At 67.5% G+C, this 4,732-nt stretch carries 4 protein-coding genes and 2 pseudogenes; 5 read left to right on the top strand and 1 reads right to left on the bottom strand.

Features of this window, described 5'->3' with window-relative positions:
* Nucleotides 1-6: 6 nt before the first annotated feature.
* The 5 genes and pseudogenes from Cph01nite_RS19390 to Cph01nite_RS18740 all read left to right on the top strand — a co-directional run.
* Nucleotides 7-399, top strand: a pseudogene (locus Cph01nite_RS19390) (DDE-type integrase/transposase/recombinase); the annotation flags it as partial.
* A 61-nt stretch (nucleotides 400-460) separates the two neighbouring features.
* On the top strand, nucleotides 461-1,852 hold the full coding sequence (locus tag Cph01nite_RS19160; RefSeq protein ID WP_444542255.1) for an IS30 family transposase: 1,392 nt from the start codon (nucleotides 461-463) through the stop codon (nucleotides 1,850-1,852).
* A 4-nt stretch (nucleotides 1,853-1,856) separates the two neighbouring features.
* Nucleotides 1,857-2,126, top strand: a pseudogene (locus Cph01nite_RS19165) (integrase core domain-containing protein); the annotation flags it as partial.
* Between the two features lie 316 nt (nucleotides 2,127-2,442).
* A complete protein-coding gene (locus Cph01nite_RS18735; RefSeq protein ID WP_203676543.1) occupies nucleotides 2,443-3,390 on the top strand; it encodes a hypothetical protein in 948 nt (315 codons plus the stop codon).
* Nucleotides 3,391-3,405: 15 nt separating this feature from the next.
* Complete coding sequence (locus Cph01nite_RS18740; RefSeq protein WP_203676545.1) at nucleotides 3,406-3,996, top strand: hypothetical protein; 591 nt, start codon at nucleotides 3,406-3,408, stop codon at nucleotides 3,994-3,996.
* Nucleotides 3,997-4,072: 76 nt separating this feature from the next.
* On the opposite strand, the gene Cph01nite_RS18745 is transcribed toward Cph01nite_RS18740, so the two are convergent.
* On the bottom strand, nucleotides 4,073-4,732 hold a 660-nt coding region (locus tag Cph01nite_RS18745), incomplete at its 5' end, for an IS3 family transposase (protein ID WP_203676547.1).

The raw sequence follows: 4,732 nt of genomic DNA on the forward strand, positions 1-4,732 counted from the left end.
GATCAGATCCAAGCCGAGCTGAACCGCCGAGGTCACCGGGTGGCCCGCTGCACCGTCCACCGACTGATGCGTGCGGCGGGCCTTCGCGGGATCACCCGCGCCAAGGGCCCGCGCACCACGGTTCCCGGCGCCGCAGTGGACACCCGTCCGGACCTGGTGCAACGCCAGTTCACCGCGATCGGCCCGGACCAGCTGTGGGTCGCTGACATCACCTACTGCCGGACGTTCTCCGGCTGGGCCTACGCGGCCTTCGTGATCGACGTGTTCTCCCGGCGGGTGGTCGGCTGGCAGCTGTCCAAGTCGCTGCGCACCGACCTGGCCCTGGACGCGCTGGAGATGGGCATCTGGACCCGCCATCGTGAGGGCCGCGACGTCACCGGCCTGACCCACCACAGCGACAAGGGCGTCCAGGGCGGATTCAATCGGTCGTCGCAACACCTCGTGATCACGGAGGTGTCCAATGGTGCGACGGCAGCAGCAGGCGGACCGAGCTCTGCGACCGGCGATGCGGTCCCCGGGGCGGCCGATCCCGGCCCGGCACGTGGAGCGGGAGTTCTGGCGGTTGATCGCCAAGGGGAAGAGCAGCGAGGAGGCCGCAGCAGGGGTCGGTGTGTCGTGGCCGGTCGGGTCGCGGTGGTTTCGTCACGCTGGCGGGATGGCGCCATTGCCCCTGGCCGAGCCGACCGGCCGCTATCTGTCTTTTCACGAGCGCGAGGAACTCGCACTGCTGAGGGCCCGAGGGTTCGGTGTCCGAGCGATCGCCCGGGAGCTGGATCGTGATCCGGGAACGATCTCGAGGGAGCTTAGGCGCAACGCCGCGACCCGCTCCGGCAAGGTCGAGTACCGGGCTACGGTCGCGCAATGGAAGGCGCAGACCGCCGCCAGGCGGCCCAAGGCGGCCAAGCTCGCCACTAACCCTCGTCTGCAGGAGTACGTCCAAGCCCGGCTCGCCGGGCAGCTGCACCGGCCCGACGGGACGCTCGCGCCCGGGCCGGCGACGACCTGGAAGGGGCTGAACAAGCCGCACCGCGGGGACCGGCGGTGGGCCACGGCCTGGAGCCCGCAGCAGATCGCGCGGCGTCTGGTCGTGGACTTCCCCGACGATGAGGACATGCGCATCAGCCACGAGGCGATCTACCAGGCGCTCTACATCCAGGGGCGCGGAGCGCTCAAGCGCGAACTGGTCGCCTGCCTGCGGACCGGGCGGGCGCTGCGCAAACCTCGAGAGCGGGCACGCAACAGGCCCCAGGGCCACGTCACCGCCGATGTCGTCCTCAGCGAGCGGCCGGCCGAAGCCGAGGACCGGGCCGTGCCCGGGCACTGGGAGGGCGACCTGGTGATCGGGTTGAACCGGTCCGCGATCGGCACCGTCGTCGAACGCACCAGCCGCTACACCCTGCTGGTCCACTTGCCGCGCCTGGAGGGTTACGGGACCGTCCCGCCGGTCAAGAACGGGCCACCGCTCGGTGGCTACGGCGCCATCGCGATGAAGGACGCGCTGCAGGCGACGATGGCCGTGATGCCGGCCGAACTGCTGCGCTCTCTTACCTGGGACCGCGGCAAGGAGCTGTCCGCGCACGCCCAGTTCAAGATCGACACGGGGATCGCCGTCTACTTCGCCGACCCGCGTTCCCCCTGGCAGCGCGGCACGAACGAGAACACCAACGGCCTGCTGCGCCAGTATTTCCCCAAGGGCACCGACCTGTCCCGCTGGTCAGCCGAAGACCTCCTCGCGGTCCAGTCAGCGATCAACAGCAGACCGTGCAAGGTCCTCGCCTGGAGAACACCGGCCGAAGTCCTCGACAAGCAGCTACGGTCGCTTCAAAGAGCAGGTGTTGCAACGACCCGTTGAACCCAGTCAGTATGTCGCCGTTCGCTACACCCAGCGCCTGGCCGAAGCCGGCGCCGTCGCCTCGATCGGGTCGACCGGCGACTCGTATGACAACGCCCTGGCCGAGGCGTTCGACTCCCTGTCCAAGGCCGAGCTCGTCCGCAACCGCGGCCCCTGGAAGAGCATCGACGACCTCGAGATCGCCGTTGCTGAGTACATCGACTGGTTCAACCACCGACGCCTGCACGGCGAGATAGGACTCGTCCCACCCGCCGAGCACGAGGCCAACCACTACCGGCACAACACCGCCCGACTACCGTCGAAGCGTCAGTTCCGAGCCTCCACTGAACCGATCACGAGACACCCGGCGCCGGGACGTCGGTCCGAACTGATCCGTTTGGGCGACCGTCCGCGTCGCAGCAGCAGAGGGGAACGCACGTGTGGCACTGTGCGTGAAGAGTTCAAGCGGCAGGCCGCGATCGCGGCAGTTGGGGGTAGCGCAGGTGGGCGCAACAAGCTTCCGGTACGGGTACCGGGTCTACACGCTGGCGACAGGGCGCGGTAACAGTTGGCGCAAGCCCGAGTCCATGGAAGACCTGGGGGACCCTTACGTGGAGCGCGTCTACCGCCTCCTCAAGAGCGCCGTGGGGCGAGTGCTGAAGCACAAGCCTGACCTCATGGCTGCGGACGGCTCGACTCAGATTCCAGAGTCTGATGCCGGCGAACCCGTGTTCGTTCTCGACGGTGTCGTCCGGACGGGTCGGCGTATCCGGGTTGAGGTGATCGCGGGAACCATCGGTGATCACGACGAGCTTGTCGGCGACGATGTTGAGACCATCGGCGACCGGGCAGCGGGGCGTCGGTACCGTATCGACCTCCACTTCCCCGCGACTGGTGAGTCGGGCCTCGTGGTCGCAGAGACTTGCAAGCGCTACACGCCCATCGACCTGTTCCTCCGTTGGGCTGCTTGGCTTGACCTGGTTGACGTCATCGCTGAGCGCGAGGAGATCGCGGCCGCGTTGGAGCGTGGAGAGATCACGCAGACGGACGCTGACGTGAAGGCGGCGGGCCTCGTCTGGCGAAAGTTCAGGGTGAGCCAGGTCTCGGACGCCGCGTACCTCAGGAAGCTCATTAGCGAAGCTAAGAAGGTGACGGTGGATCTAGTCCAGGCTGGCAGCGTCACGAAGCGCGGCCGCTTTCGTTCCGTCGAGAAGAAGCTCAGCATCCTCGATATTGGCGAGGGGATGCACGAGAAGCTCGCTGACGAGATCCTCTCTTGGCTCGAAGGTACGAATCAGGGAGCCGTTGGCCGCGTGATGGCGGCGCTCTCCTTGAACGCCTCGAAGCTGGGTGAGGACGGTCTGGCGTTCAACAACACGTCGGTCCAACTGCAGGCTAGCCAGACCGTGTCGGTGACCCCTAGTACTGTGCGAGACCTCTTCACCTACCCCCTCTCGACTCAGTCGAGGCCGGACGAGGCCCGGTGGGAGGACATCACGAGTACCCGGGCGGCCGAGCTCGCGGCACTCGAAGGGGTGGACGTGGATGTGACAGGCTGACGGCGAGGAGGGGACATGACCGACAGATTCAGTCCCGCCGCCCTCGTGAAGGAGGCGTGGGACTCGCTGCGCCAACGGACGGTTGTGGGCGCAGAGCCGCACGACTGGGCTGCACGTCTGACCCTTCTGGTGTTGCCTGCAGCGGGGCTCGGCGTCTCCATCTGGCTGGACTGGTCGATCCGAGACTCAGGCTCGTTGATCGCGGGCCTCTCGTTGCTCGCGGCGGCCCTCTTCGCGATTGTCCCGCAGTTCGCGGCGTGGCGTCAGCGGCTCACTGAGCGAGCGAGGCCTTCCGAGGGGATCGCGCAGCGCAAGCTGGACGAGGTGGTCGCCCACACTCTGCTTGCGGCTGTCGTCGCCATCGGGCTGGTCGCGATCGCAGTTGTGCTCGGCAACATCAGCACACCCGTGGAGGGGTCTCTTGAGGTTGTTGTCCCCTGGGTCGCACGGATCCTGACCGGGATCATGGTCGGCGGTGGCACCTACCTGATCCTGACCATGATGCTCGTGGTCAACCTTCTCTTCGACGCCTACCGGGACGCCAACGGGTTGGCGGAACGAGCCGCGGGCGGGGATGAGCGATGGCGAGATCAGGACGCCGCGTAGCGGTTCGGTGGGGAAGGTCTCTTGCAAGTCTGTGGTGAGGGTAGGGGGCTGACGCACGAGTAGGTGACAGGTGGTCTCAGGCGGCGAGTGCGACCTGAGTGGTCATGATGGTCTCGAACTCGATCGGTGTCAGCCGTCCGAGCCGGTGCTGGCGTCGGCGGCGGTGGTAGGTGGGCTCGATCCAGGTGACGATGGCGATCCGCAGGTCCTCGCGGGTGGCCCAGCGGCGCCGGTTCAGGACGTTGTTCTGCAGCAGGGAGAAGAAGCTCTCCATGGCGGCGTTGTCGCCGGCGGAGGCGACCTGACCCATCGACCCGACCAGGTCGTGAGCGGCCAGGACGCGGGCCACCTTGCGGCTGCGGAACTGGCTGCCCCGGTCGCTGTGAACCACGCACCCGGCCACGTTCCGGCGTCGCTGCACTGCGCTGACCAGGGCGTTCACTGCGATCTGGGAGGTCATGCGGTCGCTGATCGAGTAGCCGATGATCCGGTTGGAGAACACGTCCTTGATCGCGCAGAGGTAGATCTTGCCCTCGGCCGTGGGGTGTTCGGTGATGTCCCACAGCCACAACCGGTTCGGCGCCTCAGCGCGGAACCGGCGCAGGACGAGGTCGTCGTGGGCTGGCGGGTCGGCTCTCTTGCCGCCCTTGGTGCGCCTCTTGCCGAACGCCGACCACCAGCCGTTGGCGGCGCAGATCCGCCAGACCCGCCGGTCGCGCGCCCGGTGCCCGGCGCG

The organism is Cellulomonas phragmiteti, from assembly GCF_016862775.1.
In the GTDB taxonomy this organism is placed as follows: Bacteria; Actinomycetota; Actinomycetes; order Actinomycetales; family Cellulomonadaceae; genus Cellulomonas; species Cellulomonas phragmiteti.